The organism is Novosphingobium sp. (genome assembly GCF_020852455.1).
Taxonomy (GTDB): Bacteria; Pseudomonadota; Alphaproteobacteria; order Sphingomonadales; family Sphingomonadaceae; genus Novosphingobium.
In genome coordinates this window covers 83,385-103,199 of sequence record NZ_JADZAT010000017.1, presented here as the reverse complement: position 1 = coordinate 103,199, position 19,815 = coordinate 83,385, and the positions used below count along the sequence as shown (strand labels likewise).

Below are 19,815 nucleotides of genomic sequence, written 5' to 3'. Positions count from 1 at the left end.
GCATCAGGAAGGCCGCTGGCGGCGTCGCGTCGCTTGCAGGGGCAACCAGCCCCTGCTGCACGCCGCTCCTATCCAGCGGCCTTCCTGATGCGATGACGATGCCTCCACCTAATCAGGACAGGCTCTAGCCTGCGAGCTGGCTGAAATCGGTCAGCGCGGCATCCTTCAGGCCGCGCCAGATCCGCACGGCCTGCACGGTTTCGGGCACGTCGTGGACGCGCAGCAATTGCACCCCGGCGTCCATCCCCTTGACCGCCAGCGCGACACTGCCCCCCAGCCGCTGGTGCGCGGGGGCCTCGTTCGACAGCGCGCCGATCATCCGCTTGCGGCTGGCGCCCAGCAGGATCGGCTGGCCCAGCGCATGGAACAACGGCAGGGCATTGAGCAGGGCCAGATTGTCTGCCACCGATTTGCCGAAGCCGATGCCGGGATCGAGCACGATCTTCTCGCGCGCGATCCCCGCCGCCAGCGCGGCATCGCGCCGCGCGGCCAGCCAGTCGAACACGTCGAGCGCCACATCGGCATAGGCCGCGTTGGCATGCAGGTCCTCACCCTCGCCCGGCGCGTGCATCAGCACCACCGGCGCGCCGCTGCGCGCGGCAAATTCCAGGCTGCGCGGATCGTGGCGCAGCGCCGAAACGTCATTGATCACATGGGCTCCGGCCTTGAGCGCGGCCTCCATCACCCCCGGGCGGCGCGTATCGATGCTGATCGCCGCGCCGGCAGCAGCCAGCCGCTCGATCGCCGGGATCACGCGCTTCAGCTCGTCACCTTCCCACACTGCGGCCGCGCCCGGCCGGGTGCTTTCGCCGCCAACGTCGATCAAGGCCGCGCCAGCCTCAAGCATGGCGGCGGCATGGGTATTGGCAACTTCGGGATCGTCCATGAACTGCCCGCCGTCCGAAAAACTGTCGGGCGTGACGTTGAGGATCCCCATCACTTGCGGCTGGTCGAGCCGGATCGTGCGTTCCCCGCATTGCAGCGGGGCATGGCTGTGCTGGAGGTCTTCAAATTGTTGCTGCACCGCATCGGGCAGGCCCGGCAGCGCGGCGCGCAGTTCGCCCAGCGAATAGCGCGTGCGCGCGGCAACCTTGCCGCCGCTGCGTTCGATCAGCGCGAACCGGCTGGCATAGACCAGCCCGCCCGCCAGCCGCAGCGCCTCGCCCTCTTCGGACTGCGGCGATTCAGCCAGCGCGATGGGGCGGAGGTAGTGGGTAATAGTCATGTGCCTGCCTTACCAACCAATCTCGTCACCCTGAACTTGTTTCAGGGTCCATCGTGAGGCCAGCTCCTTGGCCAAGAGAGACAGCAAACCGTGAGGATAGCATCCTTACACCGGGCTTTGAACGATGCTGAACCATGGACCCTGAAACAAGTTCAGGGTGACGATGACTTTCAGAGGTGAAAATGACCTCAATCCTCGGTCGCCAGCAGATAGAGCTGCCGGATCGCGTCGATCGGCTTGAGCTCGCCCTCGTGCTCGATGTGCCAGAAGGTCCAGCCGTTGCAGCTGGGCGCGCCTTGCAGCTTGGCGCCAAGCCCGTGGATTGAGCCGCTGTCGGTACCGCTGACCAGCGAGCCATCGGCCCGCACGGTCGCTTTCATCCGCCGCTTCTTGTCGGTGATGATCGTGCCGGCAGCGATCCAGCCGGTTTCGATCAGCGTGCCGAAGGCCACCTTGGGCGCGGCCTTGGGGCTTTGCATGGTGGTCAGCGCGCTTTCGTCGAGCGGCAGCGCCAGTTCGATCCGTTCCAGTGCGGCTTCGCGGTAATTGCTCTCACGCTCGCAGCCGATCCATTCGCGGCCCAGCCGCTTGGCCACCGCGCCGGTGGTGCCGGTGCCAAAGAACGGATCGAGCACCACATCGCCCTTGTTGGTGGTGGCCAGCATCACCCGGTAGAGCAGCGCCTCAGGCTTTTGGGTCGGGTGGACCTTGGAGCCGCCCTTCTTGAGCCGTTCCTGGCCCGAGCAGATCGGCAGCACCCAGTCCGAGCGCATCTGCAGCTCGTCATTGAGCGTCTTCATCGCGCGGTAGTTGAAAGTGTACTTGGCCTTTTCCCCCATCGAGCACCAGATCAGCGTTTCATGCGCGTTGGTGAAGCGGGTACCCTTGAAATTGGGCATCGGGTTGGACTTGCGCCAGACGATGTCGTTGAGGATCCAGAACCCCATGTCCTGCATCATCGCGCCCAGGCGGAAGATGTTGTGATAGCTGCCGATCACCCAGATCGAGCCATTGGGCTTCAGCACCCGGCGCGCTTCGGTCAGCCATTCGCGGCTGAACTTGTCATAGGCGGCAAAGCTGTCGAACTGGTCCCAGTGATCGGTCACGGCATCGACATGGCTGCCATCCGGACGCGAAAGATCGCCGCCCAGCTGCAGGTTGTAGGGCGGATCGGCAAAGATCATGTCAACGCTGTCGGTCGGCAGTGAGCGCATCGCCTCCACGCAGTCGCCATCGAGGATCCGGCCGACCGGCAGATCGGGCCGCACCACCTCTTTCGCGGCGCGCAGGCGCGCCTTCTCACCGACCAAAAGCTGTCCCATAGTACTCTGCAATTCCCCAAAAGTTATCCACAGGGTGAGTCCTCGGGAGTCCCGCGTCAAGCGGAAACTCGCTGGAATCCTAGGGATTCATGGTCACCAAAAGGTTAACAAGGGGCGGAACGGAACGGGACCGGCACAGGATGTGGAGTCTCTGGATTCGCGCGGGACTCTAGATGTGGTGGTGTGGCTTTGCGGACTCGATCTGCATTTTTCTTCACCTCCCCCTTGATGGGGGAGGGATACCATAGCTTGGCAGCTTGCTGCCTAGCGCAGGTTGGGTGGGGGTGATTTGGCGAACGAGCGCAGGGCCTGTCGGCGAAATCACCCCCATCCAGGCTACGCTAGCGGGCAAGCCCGCAAGCTGCGCCATCCTTCCCCCATCAAGGGGGAAGGAGACTTAGAACATCACCAGTTGCGCCACCGGGGCAAAGCTCTTGCGGTGAAGCGGCGTCGGCCCATGCCGGCGAAGCGCCGCCAGGTGTTCGGCGGTGCCATAGCCCATGTTGCGCTCCCAGCCGTAGTGCGGATGCGCCAGCGCGGCGGCCTGCATCACCCGGTCGCGGTGCTCCTTGGCCAGGATCGAGGCGGCGGAAATGCACGGCTCCAGCGCATCCCCGCCAACGATCGCGCGGGCTTGCCAGCGCCATTCGGGCACCCGCCCGGCGGGGGTCTTGTTGCCGTCGATCAGCACTTCGCCGGGTTCATCCCCCAGCTCGGCCACCAGCGCGCCGACCGCGCGGGTCATCGCCAGCATGGTCGCGGCGAAGATGTTGATCCGGTCGATCTCGTCCGCCTCGATCACCCCCAGCGCCCAGCGGCAGCTCTGCTGGATCAGCGGCTCAAGCCGCGCGCGCTTTTTGGCCGACAGCTTCTTGGAATCGTCGAGCCCGGCGGGCGCATCGGGACCGAGCAGACAGGCAGCCGCCACCACCGGCCCCGCCAGCGGCCCGCGCCCGGCCTCATCGACGCCGATCACATATGCCCCCTTGGCAAGCGATTGAATGTGACCCAGATTGGCAGCCATGCGCAGCAAACTCCTGACCGCCCTATCCCCCCTCGCCCTCTTCGCCGCAAGTTGCGGCCAAAGCGCCGCCGGGGATAGCCCGCCCGTGGTGCGCGTTGAGGAAGACGCCTTCAAGGTTGAGGTGCTGGGCACTTTCGATGAGCCATGGGCCATGGCGGTTCTGCCGCGTGGGACGAATATCCTGGTCACCGAAAAGGCCGGCAGACTAAAGCACTGGGACGGAAGCCGCGTAGCGACCACGCTGGAACTTCCCGGCATCGACTATGGCGGCCAGGGCGGACTGGGCGACGTTGCCCTTGCTCCGGATTTCGAACGCAGCGGCCTGATTTACCTCAGCTGGGTCGAAGCCGGGCCGGACAATACGCGCGGCGCCGTTGTTGCGCTGGCCCAGCTGGACAAGGATCGGCTGGCCTGGCTCCAGCCGCCCAGGATCATCTGGCGCCAGACTCCCAAGGTTACCGGCAAAGGCCACTATTCGCACCGCATCGCCTTTTCGCCCGATGGCAAATACCTGTTCGTCTCCTCGGGCGATCGGCAGAAGTTCACGCCTGCCCAGGATCTCTCGGTCAACCTGGGCAAGATCGTCCGCCTCAATCTCGACGGCACGCCTGCCCCCGGCAATCCCTTTGCCGACAAGGGCGGGGTTTCGGCTGAGATCTGGTCCTATGGCCACCGCAACGTGCTGGGCCTGCAGTTCGATGCCCAAGGCCGCCTGTGGGATCTTGAACATGGTCCGGCGGGCGGGGACGAGCTCAATCTGGTCAAGCCCGGGCAGAACTATGGCTGGCCGCTGGTTTCGGACGGTGATCATTATGACGGCAAGCCGATCCCGCGCAATGCCACCCGCCCCGATCTGGCCCAGCCGGGGATCAGCTGGAACCCGGTGATCGCACCGGGCGATTTCATCTTCTATTCGGGCAAGATGTGGCCCGAATGGCAAGGCCAGGCTCTGATCGCGGGCCTGGGCAGCGGCGGTCTGGTCCGGGTGCGGATCGATGGCGAGAAGGCCAGCGAGCAGGCGCGCTATCCGCTGGGCAACCGGATCCGCGAAATTCGCGAGGCGCCCGATGGCTCGCTCTACGTGCTGGAAGACGGCAAGGGCGGCCGCCTGCTGCGGCTTTCGCGCAAATAGCATCGACAAAGCCCCCCCGTGCCCCTAACGCGCGCGGCCAATGTCCCAGGCCACGCTCATCCCGCTCGACAATGTCGATCCCGCGCTGATCGAAGCGCTGCTCGACCGTGCGTTCGAGCCGGAGCGCCGCCAGCGCACCGCCTACAAGCTGCGCGACGGGGTGGACTGGCTGCCCGGCCTGTCATTCGCCGCGATCGATGCGAGCGAACACCTGGTCGGCACGATCCAGTGCTGGCCGGTGGCGCTGACCGATCCCGAAGGGCGCCGGCATCCGCTGATCCTGGTCGGTCCGGTCGCGGTCGATCCGGCGGCGCAGGGCGCGGGCTATGGCAAGGCGTTGATGAGCGCGAGCCTTGCCGCGCTCGATCCGCGCGCGCCCTTGCCGCAGGTGATGATCGGCGATCCCGAATACTATGGCCGCTTCTGGGGCTTTACTGCCGAACATACCGGCGGCTGGCAGCTCCCCGGTCCGTGGGAGCCGCGCCGCCTGCTGGTGCGCTGCGACAATCCGGCGGTGCTGCCGCGCGAAGGCGCGCTGGGGCCCTGGGTGGGTTAGAGAATACTCGCACAAAGACACAAAGGCACAAAGAAGACTGCCGCGACCGAAGGTTGCCGTCAGCATCTGCTAAAGGCCAGCAATGGATTGGAAACCGGCTTCGCCGGATCGCCTTTGTGCCTTTGTGTCTTTGTGTCTTTGTGCGAGTATCATTGTCCCCAGCGCAACGATCTGGCATCGCCCTTTCGTGCCCTATGAACCGCCGCCCGAACTTGCCTCGCTTTCGCTGGAGGAAATTGCCGCGCTGCAGGCGCAGCGCAAGCTGCCGCCGGTCGAGCAGTGGCGGCCCACGAATGTCTCGGACAGCCTGATGACGATCCGCGCCGATGGGCGCTGGTTTCATGATGGCGGCGAGATCAGGCGCGCGGCGATGGTTCGCGCTTTCGCCAGCCTGCTGTGGCGCGACCCGGAGGGGCAGCACTGGCTGGTCACCCCGCACGAAAAACAGGCGATCGCGGTCGAGGACGCGGCCTTCATGGCCACCGATGTGATGCGCCAGGGTGATGCGCTGGCCTTTCGGCTCAACACCGACGATCTGGTGCTGGCCGGGCCCGACCACCCGCTGGTGGCGCGCGGCGATCCCGAGCTGCCGGCGCTTTACCTGAGCGTGCGCCACGGCACCGATGCCCGGATCAACCGCAGCACCTGGCTGCAACTGGTCGAACTGGCCGATGCCGATCTGGCAGTCACCAGCCAGGGCGCAACCTTTTCACTGGTTCCGGCATGAGCCTGATCGAACGCCTCACCCGGCTCCACGCCGAAGGCCATGCCGCGCCGATCGAGCACCGCGACGAGGTGGAGTTTGCCGCCGAAACGCTGCGCCCCGCCGCCGTGCTGGCAGCGATGACCGAACGCGACGATCGCCCTGGCTTCCTGCTGATCCACCGTCCGTCCAACATGCGCTCGCACCCCGGCCAGGTCGCCTTTCCCGGCGGCAAGATCGATCCCGGTGAAAGCCCGGAGGAGGCCGCGCTGCGCGAAGCCTATGAGGAACTGGGCATCCGGGAGCGCGACGTGACCGTGATCGGCACCAGCGATACCTATCGCACCGGATCGGGCTATGCGATCACTCCGGTACTGGCGGTGGTCCCGCCCGATATCGAACTGCACCCCAGCCCGACCGAAGTGGCGGCCTGGTTCGAGGCCCCGGTCGATTTCGTGTTCGATCCCGCCAACCACACGCATCATTCGGGATTTTGGCAGGGTCGAACAAGAAGCTATATCGAGATCCTATGGCAGGAACACCGGATCTGGGGCGTGACCGCGGGGATCATCGCCAACCTGGCGAAAAGGATCGCGTGGTGATGGAATTAGTGCACGCGGAGACGCGGAGACGCGGAGGCTTCCTTGTCGCGGCGGAGCCGCTTGAAATTCATCTGACGTCGCCTGATCAACCAGTCCATTCGGGTAGAGGCCTGCGGCCAGCCCCAAACCCTCCGCGCCTCCGCGCCTCCGCGTGAACCCGCCCATGACCATCCTCCCCCCCGCCCCCTGGCGCGAACGCAAGGATCTGGCCGCGCTGATCGCTGCATTGGGCCCGGGCCAGGCGCGCTATGTTGGCGGGGCGGTGCGCGATACCCTGCTGGGCCAGCCGGTGAAGGACATCGACGTCGCGACCCCGCTGGAACCCAAAGAGGTTATGCGGCGGCTCAAGGCGCATGCGATCCAGGCGATCCCCACCGGGATCGAACACGGCACCGTCACCGCGGTACTGCCTGAGGGCAATGTCGAGATCACCACGCTGCGCCATGACGTTTCAACCGATGGCCGCCGCGCCACGGTGGCCTTCGCGCAGGACTGGCAGGACGACGCCGCCCGGCGCGATTTTACCATCAACGCGCTCTATGCCGATCCCGCCAGCGGCGAGCTGTTTGACTGGTTCGGCGGTCTCGCCGATCTTGAAGCACGCCGGGTGCGCTTCATCGGCGATGCCCATCAGCGGATCCGCGAGGATCACTTGCGGATCCTGCGCTACTTCCGGTTCCAGGCGAGGTTTGGCTCGCAACCTGCCGATGCAGAAGCGGAATTGGCGATTTCAAACCTCAAGGCCACGCTCAAGGGCCTGTCGCGCGAGCGCGTGGGCATGGAGATGATGAACCTGCTCGGCCTGCCCGATCCGGCCCCCACCGTGGCGCGGATGGCGCAGCTGGGGGTGCTGGATGTGGTCCTGCCCGAAGCTGATGTTGCCGCACTGGCCGCGCTGACCGCCGAAGAACGCAAGCAGGAGATCGCGCCCGATGCGCTGCGCCGCCTGGCCGCGCTGTTGCCGCCCGAGGCGCCGCTGGCCGAGGCCGTCGCCAGCCGCTTTCGCCTGTCCGGCGCGCAGAAAAAGCGTCTGGCCCTGGCGGCAGGGCGAAACTCAGATCCTCCCCCTGTGGGGGAGGTGGCATCGCGCAGCGATGACGGAGGGGGCAAGCCGGGCAACACTCCCACTCCGTCAGGCCTGCGGCCTGCCACCTCCCCCACAGGGGGAGGATCGATCGATCCCCGCGCCCTGGCCTATCGCCTGGGCCGCGACGCCGCGCTTGACCGGCTGCTGCTCGCGGGCGCCAGCGTGGCCGCGCTGAAAGACTGGCAAATTCCCGCCTTCTCCCTGAAGGGCGGCGCGATCGTCGCGCGCGGGGTCAAGGCCGGACCCGAAGTGGCCCGCGTCCTCCAGGCGGTCGAAGCGCGCTGGGTGGCCGAAGGCTTCCCCGATGACACCCGCATCGCCGCGTTGCTCGATGCCGAACTGGAAGGCCGAAAATGAAGGGCGAACCACCGCTCCACGAATGGCTGCTGGGCCAGCCGCTGGTGCTGCTGGCACTGGCCGGACTGGTCATGGCCGCGCTCGGCTGGCGGCTTGAGGCGCGGCAGAGCCGGCTGGGCGATCACCTGCGCACACTGGGCTTTGGCGCGCTGGGGCTGGCCGTGGCGCTGATCGTGATCGACGCCGCGCGCAGCACCAGGGGTTCGGACTTTGCCCTGCAGCTGACCCCGGCCAGCGAGGTGCAGGTGGTGGGCCAGGAAACCGTGATCCCGCTGGGACCGGACGGGCATTACCGCGCCATCGCCCGGATCAACGGCCACGACATTGCAGTGATGATCGATACCGGTGCGACCTTCACCAGCCTTGAGGAAAGTCAGGCCGCGCAGCTGGGCCTGGCTCCCAATCCCGGGCGGCTGCCCAGTCAGATGGAAACCGCCAACGGCACGGTTTTTGCCCGTTTTGGTCTGGCGCAGGACTTCCAGCTCGGCTCGATCAAGGCGCGCAATCTTGATGTGGCGATCATGCCGGATACCAACAGCACGCTGGCAGTGGTGGGGATGAACCTGCTCTCGCAGCTATCCACCTGGCGGGTCGAGAACGACCGGCTGGTGCTGACCCCCAAGCGCTAGGCTTGCCTAGCCGAACTTGTTATCCCGCGGGAAGCCGGTCGGCGGCAGGCGTCCCGCTGCGCCGCGGGCGACCTTCCACAACCGCATGTCGCTTTCGGTGCGGGTCCGGCCGCTGTCGCCGCCCATCTTCCAGCTGAGCCCGTCTTCCAGCTTGAGCGTGGTCGCATCGGCCAGTCCGCCGTCGCGGTAACGCTGGAGCGTGACGCCCTGCCCCTTGGCCAGCACCGGCAGCTCCTCAAGGCTGAAGATCACCAGCTTGCGGTTGTCGCCCACCACGGCGACGTGATCGTGCTCGGCGGGGACTTCGCGCACCACCGCCAGCTTGACCCCCGGCTTGGTGGTCATCACCCCCCGGCCCTTGCGGGTTTCGGCCAGCAATTCATCCGCCTCGGCGGCAAAGCCGCGGCCCATGTTGCTGGCCAGCAGCAGCTGCGCCTTGGGCCGATAGACCAGCAGCGCGACGATTTCCGCGCCGGCATCGATATCAAGCATGGTCCGGATCGGCTCGCCAAAGCCGCGTGCCGAGGGCAGCTTGTCGCAGCCCAAGGTATAGAACCGGCCGTTGTCGCAGGCGACCAGCAGCTTGTCGGTGGTCTGCGCGTGCAGCGCATAGGCCGGGCCATCGCCTTCCTTGAACTTGAATTCCTTGTCGAGCGCTTCGTGCCCCGAAGCGCCGCGGATCCAGCCCTTGGCCGAAAGGATCACCGTGACCGGCGCCTTTTCGATCATCGCGTCCATGCTGAATTCGACCGTCGGCGCGGCTTCGGCAATGGTGGTGCGGCGGCGGCCCAGCGCGGTATCCTCGGCATAGTCCTTGCGCAGCGTCGCCAGGTCGCGCTTCAGCCGGGTGCGCTGGCGGGCCGGGCTGTCGAGCAGCTTCTGCAGCTCTTCCTGTTCGGCCAGCAGTTCGCTGTGTTCGCGCCGCAGTTCCATTTCCTCAAGCTTGCGCAAGCTGCGCAGCCGCATGTTGAGGATCGCTTCGGCCTGGCGATCGGTCAGCATGAATTCGGCCATCATCACCGGCTTGGGCTCATCCTCGGTGCGGATGATCTCGATGATCCGGTCAAGGTTGAGGTAGGCGATGATATAGCCGTCAAGCAGTTCGAGCCGCGCGGCGATCTTGTCCAGCCGGTGCTGGCTGCGACGGATCAGGATGTCGATCTGGCTCTTGATCCATTCGAGCAGCAGCAGCCGCAGCGAAAGCACGCCGGGGGTACGGGTATCATCCAGCACGTTGAGGTTGAGCCCGAAGCGGCTTTCAAGGTCGGTCAGCTTGAACAGCGATTCCTTGAGCAGTTCGGGATCGACGTTGCGGCTTTTGGGGACGAAGACGATGCGGATCTGCTCGTCGCTTTCGTCGCGCACGTCTTCCAGGATCGGCAGCTTCTTGTCCGCAATCAGCTGGGCGACCTGCTCGATCAGCTTGCCCTTGGCCAGCTGATAGGGGATTTCGGAGATCACCAGCTGCCACTGGCCGCCGCCCAGCCGCTCGATCCCGGTCTCTTCCCAGCTGCCATCGGGATTGCGCCCGGTCGAGAAGCGCCCGCGCACGCGCAGCGCGCCCTTGCCGGTTTCGTAGGCCTTCGAAATCGCCGCAGCGCTTTCCACCACCAGCCCGCCGGTGGCGAAATCCGGCCCCTTGAAGTGCTGCATCAGCTCTTCGTGTTCGGCGCTGGGGTTGTCGATCAGCAGCAGCGTGGTGTCGATGATCTCGGCCACGTTGTGGCTGGGGATGTTGGTGGCCATGCCCACCGCGATCCCGCTCGATCCGTTGGCGAGCAGATTGGGGAACAGCCCGGGGAAGATCTCGGGCTCTTCCTCCTCGCCGTTGTAGGTCGGGATGAAATTGACCGTGCCTTCATCCAGCCCGGCCATCAGCTGGATCGCGGTCTTGGTCAGCCGCGCTTCGGTATAGCGATAGGCGGCAGCGTTATCGCCGTCGATGTTGCCGAAGTTGCCCTGCCCCTCGACCAGCGGATAGCGCAGGCTGAAATCCTGGGCGAGCCGGACCATCGCGTCATAGACCGAGGCATCGCCGTGCGGGTGGTACTTGCCGATCACGTCGCCAACCACGCGGGCCGACTTCTTGAAGGCATCGTTGGGGTTGAGCTTGAGCTGCCGCATCGCCCACAGCAGGCGGCGGTGCACCGGCTTCAGCCCGTCGCGCAGATCGGGCAGCGAGCGCGCGGTGATCGTCGAAAGCGCATAGACCAGGTAGCGCTCGGACAGCGCCTTGTCGAAGGAGACGGGTTCGATCGGATCTGAATCGGAGGGGGTGTCGGCAGTCATTGGCCAAGGCCCCTAGCAGGAGCGGATTCCCGGCCCAAGCGGGACTTGGCCCTTTTCCATAGGGAATTGGTGGCACCGGCCTGCTTGCATCACAATCTCAACTAATGTAATAGTATCTCATTACATAACTACAGGAGGGATGCGATGAGAGCCAAATTGATTGGAGGATTGGTGGCGCTGGGTGCGGTTTCGGCAATCGCGCTGGCCTTTTCGAGCAGCTTTCGCCCGGCAGAAGCCCCGCAGATGATGCGCGCGGCCACGATGGACGTTGCCGCGCCGCAGAACAAGTTCGGCTTTGCCGAGGCAATGAACCCCGTCTCTGCCCCCCCGGCCGTGGCCGCGCAGGCAGCGGCAGCCGATGCCACTGCTGCAGCAGAGGAAGCCGCGGCGGCGCTCGATATTCCCAAGAGCGACATCCCCAAGGGGATCGAACCGGGTTCCCTCGTGAGCGGACTGCCCAGGATCGCCTACACCTACAACTATGCCTACCGCCTCGGCACCGACGAGATTTCCGGGGTCCAGCGCCGCCATGCCGATCTGTGCGAACGGCAGGGGCCGCGGGTCTGCCGGATTCTGGCGCTCGAACAGGGCGGCGATGAAGGCGACTATGCGCGCGGCACCTTGGTGCTGGCGGTCGCATCCGATCGGGCGCGCGGTTTTGGCAGCGAACTGGCGCGCAGCGTCGAAGCGGCGGGCGGCAAGGAAGTGGGCGCTTCGATCAGCGGCGAAGACCTGTCGAAGCAGATCGTCGATACCCAGGCCCGACTGCGCGCCCGCACGCTGCTGCGCGACCGGCTGATGGAAGTGCTGGCCACCCGGCGCGGCACGGTTGCCGAACTGGTCGAGGCCGAGCGCGGCGTTGCCCAGGTCAACGAGGAGATCGACGAAGCCCGCAGCTGGCTGACAGAGATGCAGGGCCGGGTCGAATTCAGCCGGCTGACGATCGCCTATTCCGCCACAGTCCCCAGCGAGGGCGGGTTCGCCGCGCCGGTGCGCAGCACGCTTGGCTCGCTTGGTTCGATCCTGGGCACCATGCTGGCCATGGCGATCGTGCTGGCGACAGTTCTGGTCCCGGTCGGCCTGGTCGTCTGGGGCGGTCGCAAGCTGTGGCTGCGCTATCGTCCTGCGCCGGTGGCCGTGGCCGAGGGCTGATCAGCGCCGCTGCATGTCGCGGCTTTCGCCGGGGATCCGCACTTCCAGTCCGTCCAGCGCCTCGCCCAGCACGATCTGGCAGGCCAGCCGGCTGGTCGGGCGGACCCCGGCGGCCAGATCGAGCATGTCTTCCTCGTCCTCGCTGGCGGGGTCCAGCCGGTCAAACCATTCGCGCAGGACGATGACGTGGCAGGTCGAGCAGGCCATCTGCCCTTCACAGGTGCCCTCCAGCGGCATGCCGGCGGCCTGCGCCACCTCGAGCAGCCGGTCACCCGCGCGGCCCTCGGCCTCGACGCGCTGCCCTTCGGCGGTGACGAATGCAACCTTGACCATCAGACCCCCTGTGCCTCTGCTGCCGCCTCAATCGCACGGCAGGCCGTTTCGACTTCCTCGGCCGTGGTATAACGCCCGAAGCCCAGCCGGATCGAATTGCGCGCCTGCCTGGCCTCCAGCCCGATCGCGCTCAGCACCCGGCTCGGCGCGCCGGTGCCGCTGCCGCAGGCCGATCCGGCCGAGAACGCCAGATTGCGGCAATCGCTGAGCAGGCGCGGAAAATTGAGTCCATCGAGCCGCAGGTTGAGATTGCCCGGCCAGCGCGACTGTTCGCTGCCGTTGACGGTCCAGCGCTGCAGGACCGAACGGGCCAGCGCCGCCAGCCCCGCAAGGTGCTGGAAATCGAGCCCCATCCGTTCCTGCGCCAGCCTGGCCGCCGCGCCGAACCCGGCACAGAGCGCGGGGCTGAGCGTGCCCGAACGCAGCCCGCCTTCCTGGCCGCCGCCGTGGATCAGTTCGCCGATCTTCACCCCGTCGCGCACCCACAGCGCGCCGATCCCCTTGGGACCATAGAGCTTGTGCGCGGTCACCGCGATCAGGTCGGCCCCTTCCGGCGGGGCCAGCTTGCCCGCGCCCTGCACCGCATCGCACAGGAACAGCGCGCCCACCGCATGCGCGCGTTCCGCCAGCCGATCGACCGGCTGGATCGTGCCGATCTCGTTGTTGACCTGCATCACCGCGACCAGCCCGGTCCCTTCGGCGAACGCGACCTCGGGATCGACCAGTCCTTCCGCGCTGACCGGCAGCACCTGCACCGGCGCGCCGGTTGCGATCGCCGGATTGACCACCGCCGAATGTTCGATCGCCGAATAGGCGATTGGTCCGCGCGGGACCGAGCGAATCGCCTGGTTGAGCGCTTCGGTCGCGCCGCTGGTAAAGATCACCCGCCCGCCCTTGGGCAGCAGCGCGGCAACCTGTTCGCGCGCTACCTCTACCGCGGCGGCCGCCGCGCGGCCCGCGCGGTGCATCGAATGCGGGTTGGCAAAGCCCAGACTTTCCGGCCCGGACAGCCACGGCAGCATCGCATCGCGCGCTTCGGGAGCGAGCGGTGTGGTGGCCTGATGGTCAAGATAGATGGAATCGGCGGGCATTGTTCACAAAAGTTGCTTTTCGGACCAGCGTTTCTATATAGCGCCTCTCTCCCGATCCTAGCCCTAAGCGGCCCGGCATCCGCGAAAATCTCGCGGCGCCGCGCAACGGGCGCAGAGCCAGGTGCCAAGACAATGCCCGCAGTGATCTTTCCCGGCCCCGAAGGCCGCCTCGAAGGCCGGTTCCAGCCCGCTTCGCGTCCGCGCGCGCCGGTGGCGATGATCCTTCATCCGCACCCGCAGGCCGGGGGCACGATGAACGAGCGGATCACCCAGTCGCTCTACAAGACCTTTGCGAACCGCGGCTTTGCCACGCTGCGCTTCAATTTCCGCGGGGTTGGCCGCAGCCAGGGCAGCTTTGACAACGGGATCGGCGAACTGTCCGATGCCGCCGCCGCGCTCGACTGGGTCCAGTCGATCCACCCCGAAGCCAGCACCACCTGGGTCGCGGGCTTCAGCTTTGGCGCGCTGATCGGCATGCAGCTGCTGATGCGCCGTCCGGAAATTCGCGGCTTCATCTCGGTCGCTCCGCCGGCCAACATGTACGATTTCAGCTTCCTGGCCCCGTGCCCGGCCTCTGGCATCCTGATCCAGGGCGCCAGCGATACGGTGGTGACGCCCAATTCGGTGCAGAAGCTGGTCGACAAGCTGCGCACGCAGAAGCACATCACGATCCACCACGAGGAAATCCCCCGGGCCAACCATTTCTTCGAAAGTGAAATGGGCGATCTGATGCGCTCGGTCGATAATTACCTCGACATGCGGCTCTCACCGGACTGCCCGATCAGGTAAATCCTCCCCCTTGGGGGAGGACCTACTTCAGCTCCTGCTTGACCGGGGCCTGACCGCCGCCATCCGGCACCAGCCAGATCGCGACATTGCCCGCCAGCACCAGCGCCAGGACCAGCATCAGCCAGACCTGGCGCGTGGCGCCGCGCCTGCGCCACAGCGCAAAGGCGCCCAGCACCATGGCCAGGCAGCCCAGCACCATGATCGACAGGACGGTGTCGAGCGTCATCAGCGCGCCAGCTTGCCGGCCATGCCCAGGATATCGTCAAGCGGGTTGCCGTCGCCGTCCATGTCGAGCAGCGAGCCCAGGCCGCCCAGCCCGCCGCCGCCAGCCGGAGCAGCCTGCTGGCCGCCGCCGCCCAGCACCGAACCCAGCACCGAGCCCAGTATTCCGCCGGCACCGCCTTGCTGACCGCCGCCCAGGACCGAACCGAGTACCGAACCGAGCATGCCGCCGGCACCGCCCTGCTGACCGCCGCCCTGATGCGAGAGGTAACCACCCACCAGCATGGCCAGGATCGGCAGCATCTTCTTGAGGATCGACGGATCGATCCCGGTCTGGCTGGCGGCGTGACCCGCCACCGTGCGGCTGACGTCCTTCGATCCGAAAATCTGCCCCAGCACGTCATTGCCCTTGCTGACGTCGGTCGGTTCCGGGCCCAGCACATTGCCGGCCAGGCCGCCGCCGCCCAGCGAGCCCAGGATATCCATCAGCCCGCCCAGCCCGGCTTCGCCCTCAACCTGGGCCTTGGCCTTCTTGTTGAACCCGCCGACCACCGCCGGCAGCAGCGCCCCGGCGCCGGCCTGGGCCTGTTCGGGCGAGATGCCCAGTTGTTCGGCGATGGCGGAAATTCCGCCGCTTTGTTGCAGCATGCCCATCAGATCGGCTGACATCGACTTTGACCCTCCAGCGGCCGGGACTGGCCGCGAACCGCACGGGTCTAGCCCCATGCCAACGCGGCGAACAGACCAATAATTTGGGCGTTTGACTTGCCGCGCGCCACACCGCATCACTTGGCCCATGTTCGATCTGACCTCTCCCACCCGCCGCCAGGCGCTGGCCCTGCTGGGCGGCGCTGCCACCACCTTCGCGCTTGACGCCCAGCCCGCGCTGGCTGCGGCCAAACGCCTGAAAAGTGCCGAGCTGTTTCTTGATGAGGTTGCCTGGCAGATGCTGGGTCTTTCCCCCGAAAGCGCGACTTCGCTGGGGGTTGATACCGGCGCGCGGGCGGCGCTGCGTTACAAGCTGGGCGATCGTTCGCAGGCCGGGCAGGACCGCGTGGCCGCGCTGCTGCGCACGACGCTGGGGCAGCTGGGCCGGTTCCCGGTGGACAAGCTCGATCCCGCCACCCGCACCAGCCTGGCAGTGGTCAAGAGCGCCTTTTCGACCGCGCTGGATGGCTTTGCCCTGCCCTATGGCGACATCGCGGTGGGGGGCTGGCGCAACACGCCCTATGTGGTGATCCAGAATGTCGGCGGCTATCTCGACATTCCGCGCTTCCTTGACAGCGAGCATCCGGTTCGGAACCGCGCCGATGCCGAGGCCTATCTGGCGCGGCTGGCCAGGTTCCCCGCGCTGCTCGATGGGGAAACCGCGCGGATCCGTGCGGCGCGGGGCAAGGGTCTGGTGCCGCCGGCCTTCCTGCTCGACAAGGCGATCCGGCAGCTTGAACTGACGCTCAAGGATGCGAGCGCGGGCGGCGGGCTGGTGTCATCGCTGGTCGGCCGGACCAAGGCGATCCCCGGCAACTGGGGCGCCCGCGCCAAGGTGCTGGCCACCGGGCCGGTCGCCGCCGCGCTGGCACGCCAGCTGCGCGAACTGAAGACCCAGCGCCAGGTGGCGACCATGGACGCCGGGCTGTGGGCGCGTCCGCACGGCGATGAATGGTATGCCTGGGGCCTGCGCGCCAGCACCACCACCCGCCGCACGCCCGAGGAAATCCACCAGATCGGGCTGGAAGCACTGAAGGACCTGCAAGGTCAGATGGACCCGATCCTGCGCAGTCTGGGCTTCACCCAGGGCACGGTGGGCGAACGGATGACCGCGCTGGGCAACGATCCGCGTTTCCTGTTCAGCAACGATGACAAGGGCCGCGCCGAAGTGATCGCCACCATGCAGGGCAAGATCGACTTCATCCGCACCAAGCTGCCCCAGGCGTTCCGCACCCAGATGCCGGGCAACCTTGAAATCCGCCGGCTGCCGATTGCCGAGGAAGACGGCGCGCCCGGTGCCTATGGCGGCGCGGGATCGAAGGATGGCAAGATCCCCGGCAAGATCTGGCTGAACCTGGGCGATGTGAACCGCCACAGCCGCTATTCGCTGGCCACGCTGGGCTTCCACGAAGGCATTCCCGGCCACGTCTGGCAGGGCGAATATGCCAATGCCCTGCCGATGATCCGCACCTTGCTGGCCTTCAACGCCTATAGCGAAGGCTGGGCGCTTTATGCCGAGACGCTGGGCGATGAACTGGGTGCCTATGAAGGCGATCCGGTCGGGCGGCTCGGCTATCTCCAGTCGATCGCGTTCCGCGCCTGCCGGCTGGTGGTCGATACCGGCCTCCACGCCAAGCGCTGGACCCGCGAGCAGGCGATCAAGTGGTTTGCCGAGACCAACGGTTCGGGACTGTCCGAGGTCACACCAGAGGTCGATCGCTATTGCTCATGGCCGGGCCAGGCCTGCGGCTACAAGATGGGTCACAGCGAAATCCTGGCCCAGCGGGCGCGGGCCAGGGCCGAACTGGGCGCGAAGTACGACCTGCGCGATTTTGACGATGCGGTGGTGGGCGGCGGCAACGTGCCGCTGGATGTGCTGGGCGACAACGTCTCGCGCTATATCGCCGAGACCAAGGCCCGCTGAGCCAAGGCCACCCGCTAAAGCAACGGGGCTCCGCGCCATCCGGCCCGGAGCCCCGTTTTGTCTTGCCCTTGCGGGCTTACTTCTTGCCGAACAGGCCCGATGCCATCCCGGCAATATCGTCGAGCGGATTGCCGTCACCGTCACGGTCAAGCATGCCGGTCAGCCCCGACAGCGCCGAATTGCCCTGGAGCATTTCCGACAGCTTGCCCAGGCCGCCTTCGCCGCCCAGCTGCTGGGCCATCTGGCTCAGCGTCGAAGCGTCGAGCCCGGTCTTGGCCGCCGCCCCTTCGATCGTGTCACCCGGTTCGGCATGGCTCTGCCCCAGCGCGGCCACGGCCTTTTCAGCCATTTCCGGCGGCAGGCCGAACTTTTCCGCCAGACCGCCGATATCGGCTCCGCCCAGCTGGCTCATGATTCCGTCAAGCATTCCCATAGTAGCGACTCCTAACTGCGAAGCAGAGAACATGGACCCTGCCCTGCCCTCCACCAAGTCAAATCGCCGCAAGGTCCGGTTCAACCCAGCCCCGCCGCGCGGCGAGCGAAAACAGCACTGCGCGTGAGTAGAACCTGAACGGCCAGTCGCGCGGGGCCATGTCGCTGGCCAGCAGGGCGTTGACCTTGGACAGCAGCCCGGCCTCGGCGCAGCCATCAAGGAAGCGCCGCACGCCGATGATGTAGAGCTGGGTCAGCGTTTCATGATAGCCGGCCGTATCGGTGTTCTCACCGCCGGCCGCGATATTATAGCTCGAAATGATCCCGGGCAGTTCGCGCTCCAGCGCGATCTGCGGACGTTCCAGCACCAGCCAGGCACAGGCGGCCAGATGCGCCTCGTGGGTCCATTCAGCCTTGGGCAGGGTGCGGGCCAGCAGCCCTTCGCCGACGTGGCGAATGGCCTCTTCAGAAGCAAACAAGCGGATCGGATGGTCGGTCATGATCGGAAACTCCCGGGTCAATGGCGACCCGGGGTTTCCGGGTCAGGTCAGGCGGCCTTGGGGGCCGATTCGAGCACGCCCTGATCGACGTAGTCGACGAACTGGGCGAAGTTGGCGACGAACTTGCCGACCAGTTCCTGCGCGGTCGCATCGTAGGCCTGCGGATCGGCCCAGGCGCTGCGCGGATCGAGCAGCTTGCTGTCCACGCCCGGCACCGCCACCGGCACTTCGAAGCCGAAGTTGGGATCGCGGACGAATTCGGCATTGTTCAGGCTGCCATCCAGCGCGGCGTTGAGCAGCGCGCGGGTGGCCTTGATCGGCATGCGGCTGATCCCCTCATCGGTGGCCTTGCCGCCGCTCCAGCCGGTGTTGACCAGCCAGCACTGCGCCCCGCCATCGGCGATCCGCTTCTTGAGCAGGTTGCCATAGACGCTGGGGTGACGCGGCATGAAGGCCGCGCCGAAGCAGGTGCTGAAGGTCGCTTCGGGATGGGTCACGCCGATTTCGGTACCGGCGACCTTGGCGGTATAGCCCGACAGGAAGTGGTACATCGCCTGGTCCGGGGTCAGCCGCGCGATCGGCGGCAGCACGCCAAAGGCATCGGCGGTCAGCAGGATGATGTTCGAGGGCGGCGGGCCGAGGTTCTTCTCGCTGGTGTTGGGGATGAACTCGATCGGATAGGCGCCGCGGGTGTTCTCGGTCTTGCTGGCGTCGGTGAAGTCCAGTTCACGCGTCGCTTCGTCCATCGCCACGTTTTCCAGGATCGTGCCGAACATCTGCGTCGTCGCGTAGATTTCGGGCTCACCCTCGGCCGAAAGGTTGATCATCTTGGCGTAGCAGCCGCCTTCGAAGTTGAACACCGCCTGGTCCGACCAGCCATGCTCGTCATCGCCGATCAGCGTGCGGCTGGCATCGGCCGACAGCGTGGTCTTGCCGGTGCCCGACAGGCCGAAGAAGATCGCACTCTTGCCATCGGCGCCGATATTGGCGCTGCAGTGCATCGGCATCACGCCCTGCGCGGGCAGCAGGAAGTTGAGCAGGCCGAACACGCCCTTCTTCATTTCGCCCGAATATTCGGTGTTGCCGATCAGGATCAGCTTTTCGGTGAAGTTGACCGCGATCACCGTATCGCTGCGGCAGCCGTGGCGTTCCGGGTTCGCCTTGAAGCTGGGCAGGTTGATGATGGTGTATTCGGGCACGAAGCCGGCCAGCTCTTCGGCCGAGGGGCGCACCAGCAGGGTACGCACGAACAGGCTGTGCCAGGCCATCTGCGTGACCACGCGCACGTTGACGCGGTATTCCGGCTGGCTGCCGCCGAACAGGTCGGCCACGAACAGCTCGTCCTTGTCCTTCAGCGCGGCCAGGAAATCGGCCTTGAGGTTGGCCCAGTGCTCACCGGTCATCGGCTGGTTGATCGCGCCCCAGTTGATCTGGTCTTCGGTGATGGCATCGCGCACCACGAACTTGTCCTTGACGCTGCGCCCGGTGAACTTGCCGGTATCGACCAGCAGCGCGCCGTGCTTGGTCAGCTGCCCTTCACCGCGCTGCAGCGCATGCTCCACCAGCGGCGCGGTGCCGAGGTTGGCAAAAATCGTCGCATTGGTGGCGAAACCCTGCTTGTCGAGCGGGTAGGAAAGCGAAGCGGTCAAGGTTTTCTCCGTATCAGCGCGGGGGCCGTTGAGTTTGTTCCGCATACGAATGCGGAGGAATCGCCCGGCGCGCATAGAGGTTGCAGCCG

At 66.3% G+C, this 19,815-nt stretch carries 20 protein-coding genes; 9 read left to right on the top strand and 11 right to left on the bottom strand.

All coding sequences use genetic code 11. From position 1 onward, the window contains the following. Positions 1-124: 124 nt before the first annotated feature. The 3 genes from folP to IT549_RS09560 all read right to left on the bottom strand — a co-directional run bounded on the left by folP (position 125) and on the right by IT549_RS09560 (position 3,571). The gene (folP, locus tag IT549_RS09570) at positions 125-1,225 is read right to left on the bottom strand and encodes a dihydropteroate synthase (protein WP_292972496.1); all 1,101 of its coding nucleotides are present in this window, start codon (positions 1,223-1,225) and stop codon (positions 125-127) included. Between the two features lie 188 nt (positions 1,226-1,413). Further along, the gene (locus IT549_RS09565; RefSeq protein ID WP_292972494.1) at positions 1,414-2,547 is read right to left on the bottom strand and encodes a site-specific DNA-methyltransferase; all 1,134 of its coding nucleotides are present in this window, start codon (positions 2,545-2,547) and stop codon (positions 1,414-1,416) included. A gap of 397 nt (positions 2,548-2,944) precedes the next feature. Beyond that, positions 2,945-3,571, bottom strand: a complete 627-nt coding sequence (locus IT549_RS09560) for a ribonuclease HII (RefSeq protein ID WP_292972492.1) — start codon at positions 3,569-3,571, stop codon at positions 2,945-2,947. Here IT549_RS09560 and IT549_RS09555 point away from each other — a divergent pair. From IT549_RS09555 to IT549_RS09530, 6 genes are all read left to right on the top strand, one after another. After that, on the top strand, positions 3,570-4,703 hold the full coding sequence (locus IT549_RS09555; RefSeq protein ID WP_292972490.1) for a PQQ-dependent sugar dehydrogenase: 1,134 nt from the start codon (positions 3,570-3,572) through the stop codon (positions 4,701-4,703). The two genes, IT549_RS09560 and IT549_RS09555, sit on opposite strands and share 2 nt — an antisense overlap. 40 nt (positions 4,704-4,743) lie before the next feature. Further along, the gene (locus tag IT549_RS09550; RefSeq protein WP_292972488.1) at positions 4,744-5,259 is read left to right on the top strand and encodes an N-acetyltransferase; all 516 of its coding nucleotides are present in this window, start codon (positions 4,744-4,746) and stop codon (positions 5,257-5,259) included. A gap of 187 nt (positions 5,260-5,446) precedes the next feature. Then, positions 5,447-5,986 carry a DUF1285 domain-containing protein gene (locus IT549_RS09545; RefSeq protein WP_292972486.1) on the top strand — a complete coding sequence of 180 codons (540 nt, stop codon included), beginning with the start codon at positions 5,447-5,449 and terminating at the stop codon, positions 5,984-5,986. Then, complete coding sequence (locus tag IT549_RS09540) at positions 5,983-6,564, top strand: CoA pyrophosphatase (protein WP_292972483.1); 582 nt, start codon at positions 5,983-5,985, stop codon at positions 6,562-6,564. Before IT549_RS09545 ends, IT549_RS09540 begins: the two co-directional genes overlap by 4 nt. Before the next feature lie 163 nt (positions 6,565-6,727). Next, on the top strand, positions 6,728-8,008 hold the full coding sequence (locus IT549_RS09535; RefSeq protein ID WP_292972481.1) for a CCA tRNA nucleotidyltransferase: 1,281 nt from the start codon (positions 6,728-6,730) through the stop codon (positions 8,006-8,008). After that, entirely contained in the window at positions 8,005-8,637 is a 633-nt protein-coding gene (locus IT549_RS09530; protein WP_292972479.1) for a TIGR02281 family clan AA aspartic protease, read from the top strand. The genes IT549_RS09535 and IT549_RS09530 overlap by 4 nt, the downstream gene beginning before the upstream one ends. 6 nt (positions 8,638-8,643) lie before the next feature. Here the strand turns inward: IT549_RS09530 and parC are convergent, their stop codons facing one another. Beyond that, positions 8,644-10,926, bottom strand: coding sequence for a DNA topoisomerase IV subunit A (parC, locus tag IT549_RS09525; protein WP_292972477.1), 2,283 nt, complete (start codon positions 10,924-10,926; stop codon positions 8,644-8,646). A 144-nt stretch (positions 10,927-11,070) separates the two neighbouring features. On the opposite strand from parC, the gene IT549_RS09520 reads away from it, so the two are divergent. Next, a complete protein-coding gene (locus IT549_RS09520) occupies positions 11,071-12,078 on the top strand; it encodes a DUF4349 domain-containing protein (protein WP_292972475.1) in 1,008 nt (335 codons plus the stop codon). Here IT549_RS09520 and IT549_RS09515 read toward each other — a convergent pair whose 3' ends face one another. After that, positions 12,079-12,411, bottom strand: coding sequence for a 2Fe-2S iron-sulfur cluster-binding protein (locus IT549_RS09515; protein ID WP_292972473.1), 333 nt, complete (start codon positions 12,409-12,411; stop codon positions 12,079-12,081). Continuing rightward, positions 12,411-13,502, bottom strand: coding sequence for a cysteine desulfurase family protein (locus IT549_RS09510; RefSeq protein WP_292972471.1), 1,092 nt, complete (start codon positions 13,500-13,502; stop codon positions 12,411-12,413). Before IT549_RS09510 ends, IT549_RS09515 begins: the two co-directional genes overlap by 1 nt. A 132-nt stretch (positions 13,503-13,634) precedes the next feature. Between IT549_RS09510 and IT549_RS09505 the strand changes: the two genes are divergently transcribed. Further along, entirely contained in the window at positions 13,635-14,291 is a 657-nt protein-coding gene (locus IT549_RS09505; protein WP_292972469.1) for an alpha/beta hydrolase, read from the top strand. 22 nt (positions 14,292-14,313) lie between these two features. On the opposite strand, the gene IT549_RS09500 is transcribed toward IT549_RS09505, so the two are convergent. Next, positions 14,314-14,517, bottom strand: a complete 204-nt coding sequence (locus IT549_RS09500) for a hypothetical protein (RefSeq protein ID WP_292972467.1) — start codon at positions 14,515-14,517, stop codon at positions 14,314-14,316. Then, a complete protein-coding gene (locus tag IT549_RS09495) occupies positions 14,517-15,182 on the bottom strand; it encodes a DUF937 domain-containing protein (protein ID WP_292972465.1) in 666 nt (221 codons plus the stop codon). Before IT549_RS09495 ends, IT549_RS09500 begins: the two co-directional genes overlap by 1 nt. 277 nt (positions 15,183-15,459) lie before the next feature. Between IT549_RS09495 and IT549_RS09490 the strand changes: the two genes are divergently transcribed. Beyond that, positions 15,460-17,145, top strand: a complete 1,686-nt coding sequence (locus IT549_RS09490; RefSeq protein ID WP_292972500.1) for a DUF885 domain-containing protein — start codon at positions 15,460-15,462, stop codon at positions 17,143-17,145. 76 nt (positions 17,146-17,221) lie between these two features. On the opposite strand, the gene IT549_RS09485 is transcribed toward IT549_RS09490, so the two are convergent. From IT549_RS09485 to IT549_RS09475, 3 genes are all read right to left on the bottom strand, one after another. After that, on the bottom strand, positions 17,222-17,572 hold the full coding sequence (locus tag IT549_RS09485) for a hypothetical protein (protein ID WP_365776679.1): 351 nt from the start codon (positions 17,570-17,572) through the stop codon (positions 17,222-17,224). Between the two features lie 64 nt (positions 17,573-17,636). Then, positions 17,637-18,077: a hypothetical protein gene (locus IT549_RS09480; RefSeq protein WP_292972462.1), complete on the bottom strand. Its 441-nt coding sequence runs from the start codon at positions 18,075-18,077 to the stop codon at positions 17,637-17,639. A 47-nt stretch (positions 18,078-18,124) separates the two neighbouring features. Beyond that, positions 18,125-19,726 carry a phosphoenolpyruvate carboxykinase gene (locus tag IT549_RS09475; RefSeq protein ID WP_292972460.1) on the bottom strand — a complete coding sequence of 534 codons (1,602 nt, stop codon included), beginning with the start codon at positions 19,724-19,726 and terminating at the stop codon, positions 18,125-18,127. Positions 19,727-19,815: the final 89 nt, after the last annotated feature.